Annotated in this window: 1 protein-coding gene and 1 pseudogene; both read left to right on the plus strand. The window is 45.2% G+C overall.

All coding sequences use genetic code 11. The annotated features are described in order from the left end of the window. Nucleotides 1-1,020, plus strand: a pseudogene (locus H8876_RS00920) (hypothetical protein); the annotation flags it as partial. Nucleotides 1,021-1,056: 36 nt separating this feature from the next. Then, complete coding sequence (gene asnS / locus H8876_RS00925) at nucleotides 1,057-2,454, plus strand: asparagine--tRNA ligase (RefSeq protein ID WP_177264642.1); 1,398 nt, start codon at nucleotides 1,057-1,059, stop codon at nucleotides 2,452-2,454. Nucleotides 2,455-2,796: the final 342 nt, after the last annotated feature.

A 2,796-nucleotide genomic window follows, 5' to 3' on the forward strand; every position in this document is an offset into this window, starting at 1 on the left:
GATGTGTATAAGAGACAGATGTATAATGATTATAAAGCCGGTAAAGCCAATGAACATAACCAGACTGTTATGGAATTCTCACTGATCGGTGATAGAGAAATCAAGACAGTACCGATGAGTCTGCTGGTACAGCTGGGATCCATCGTGGACTTCAATGTGCCGATGATGGAAACCGTATTTGAAAAGATCGGAACACCGTACAAGTACGAAGATTTTGATACGCGTCTGGAGCGTGCAAAGTATTGGCTCTATCAGTGTGCACCGGAATCTGCCAACAAGCTGCGGGGATGGAGAGATTTCGATCTGTATGAAACATTTACAGAGGAAGAAAAGAAGGAAATCGAGATCCTTTACAACTATATCAAGGCAGGTGAATATGACCTGGACTCTCTCAACACGAAACTGTATGATATCCCGAAGGAAGTATACGGTATGGATAGAGAGGATCTGAAGAAGCTGCAGGGTACATTCTTCAAGAATGTGTACAAGCTGCTGATCAGCAAGGAAAGAGGCCCGAGACTTTACCTCTTCCTCTATGCGATCGACCGAGAACGCTTCATGCACCTTCTGGATTTCAGCCATCCGGAAACGGAAGAAGAAATCGCTGCAAAGAAGGCTGCAGAGGAAGCTGAGAAAGAGCCGGAAATCGTCAAAGTTTACGGCGAACCTGATGAAGTAAAGCCGATCACAGAACCGGAGATCTCCATTGACCAGTTCTTTGAGATAGACCTGCGTGTCTGCAAAGTCCTTAAATGTCAGGAGATACGCAAGGCACACAGCAACTACAAGTTGACGCTGTTCGATGGCATCAAGGAGCGCGTGATCGTATCCAGTATCAAGAATGATTATAAGCCGGAAGAGCTTGTAGGAAAGAAGATCATTGTGGTAGCAAATCTGGCACCGGCCAGAATGACCGGCGTTATGAGTGAAGGAATGTTGCTGGCAGGAACGAATAATGCCTGCGGATGCCAGATCATTTTCGTAGATGATATCGTTCCGGAAGGAACCAGAATCTGTTAAGCAGAATCAAAACTATTGACAGGAGATAAAATACAGATGAAAGATGTAGTAGAAATCAAAAGTCTTTTTCGGGAAAGCGAAAAGTATGCAGATCAGGAAATCGTAGTAGAGGGTTGGGTCAGAACAAATCGCGGATCCAATAAATTTGGATTTATAGAGCTGAATGACGGTACGTTTTTTAAATCCGTACAGGTCGTGTATGAAGCAGAATTTCTGGATAACTTCGAAGAAATTTCTAAAGCACCGGTGGCAGCAGCTCTGTGCGTGACGGGAACGTTTGTCCTGACGCCGGACGCGAAGCAGCCGTTTGAAATCAAAGCGAAGAACATCGTGATCGAAGCTGGATCTGAAGCAGATTATCCGCTTCAGAAGAAACGTCACAGCATGGAATTCCTGCGTGAGATCGCACACCTGCGTCCGCGGAGCAATACATTTTCTGCAGTATTCCGGGTGCGTTCTATCGTAGCCTATGCGATCCACAAGTTCTTCCAGGAGAATAACTTCGTATATGCTCATACGCCGATCATTACAGCAAGTGACTGTGAAGGAGCAGGTGAAATGTTCCAGATCACTACGCTGGATTTGGATAACCCGCCTCGTACAGAAGACGGGGAAATCGATTACAGTCAGGACTTTTTCGGCAAGAAAGCCAGTCTTACTGTAAGCGGACAGCTTGAAGCAGAGATCTTCGCGCTGGCCTTTAAAAACGTTTACACGTTTGGCCCGACCTTCCGTGCAGAGAACTCCAATACGGCGAGACACGCCTCTGAATTCTGGATGATCGAACCGGAGATGGCCTTCGCAGATCTGACAGACGATATGGATGTAGCAGAAGCTATGATCAAATACATCATCAACTATGTGCTGGAAAATGCGCCGGAAGAAATGGAGTTTTTCAACAAGTTTATGGACAAGGGGCTCATCGAGCGTCTGCAGAATATCGTAAATTCAGATTTTGAGCGTGTGACTTATACTGAGGCAGTTGAGATTCTGCAGAAGTCAGGTGAAGACTTCCAGTATCCGGTAGAGTGGGGTATCGACCTGCAGACGGAGCACGAACGTTATCTGACAGAAAAAGTGTATAAGAAACCAATTTTCGTAATAGATTATCCGAAGGAAATCAAGGCGTTCTATATGCGTCTCAACGATGACGGCAAGACGGTCGCAGCCTGCGACCTGCTGGTACCGGGCGTTGGAGAGATCATCGGCGGAAGCCAGAGAGAAGAACGCTATGACGTCCTCAAAGCTCGTATCGAAGAAACCGGTATGACAGAGGAAGATTACTGGTGGTACATGGATCTGAGAAAGTATGGCGGTGTAAAACACTCCGGTTACGGCCTTGGATTCGAACGGATCATCATGTACATCACCGGCATGAGTAACATCCGCGACGTGCTGCCGTTCCCGAGAACGCCGAAGACAGCAGAATTCTAGCGTGTAGCACTCTACGACCGAAGAAACCTAAAGATTAAAAAAGCCGAAACTGCATAGAATTGTAGCTTCGGCTTTTTGGTTGCTTTTATTCCAGCGGTTTTCTGATATAAGCATCGGAGTCAAAGATGCTTATTTGTAGTGATTCCCGTCAGTTTGGGGAAAACAGATCGAAAAACTGATGGAAATCGCTAAATAATGATGCAATAATCCATATAAAAAATCCTGAAAAAATCCCGAAAATCCTAAAATGTCCTGGAATATTCCGCATTGCGAATGAATTCAGAATATTGTAATTTAATTGTGTTGTAATACGTTTCTTACGATGGTATAATATCTGTCTCT

The sequence above is a fragment of the Lentihominibacter faecis genome, from assembly GCF_014306095.1.
GTDB lineage: Bacteria > Bacillota > Clostridia > Peptostreptococcales > Anaerovoracaceae > Lentihominibacter > Lentihominibacter faecis.

Coding starts and splice junctions, on each gene's coding strand:
- asnS (WP_177264642.1), top strand. CDS start 1,057: ATGAAAGATGTAGTAGAAATCAAAAGTCTTTTTCGGGAAAGCGAAAAG.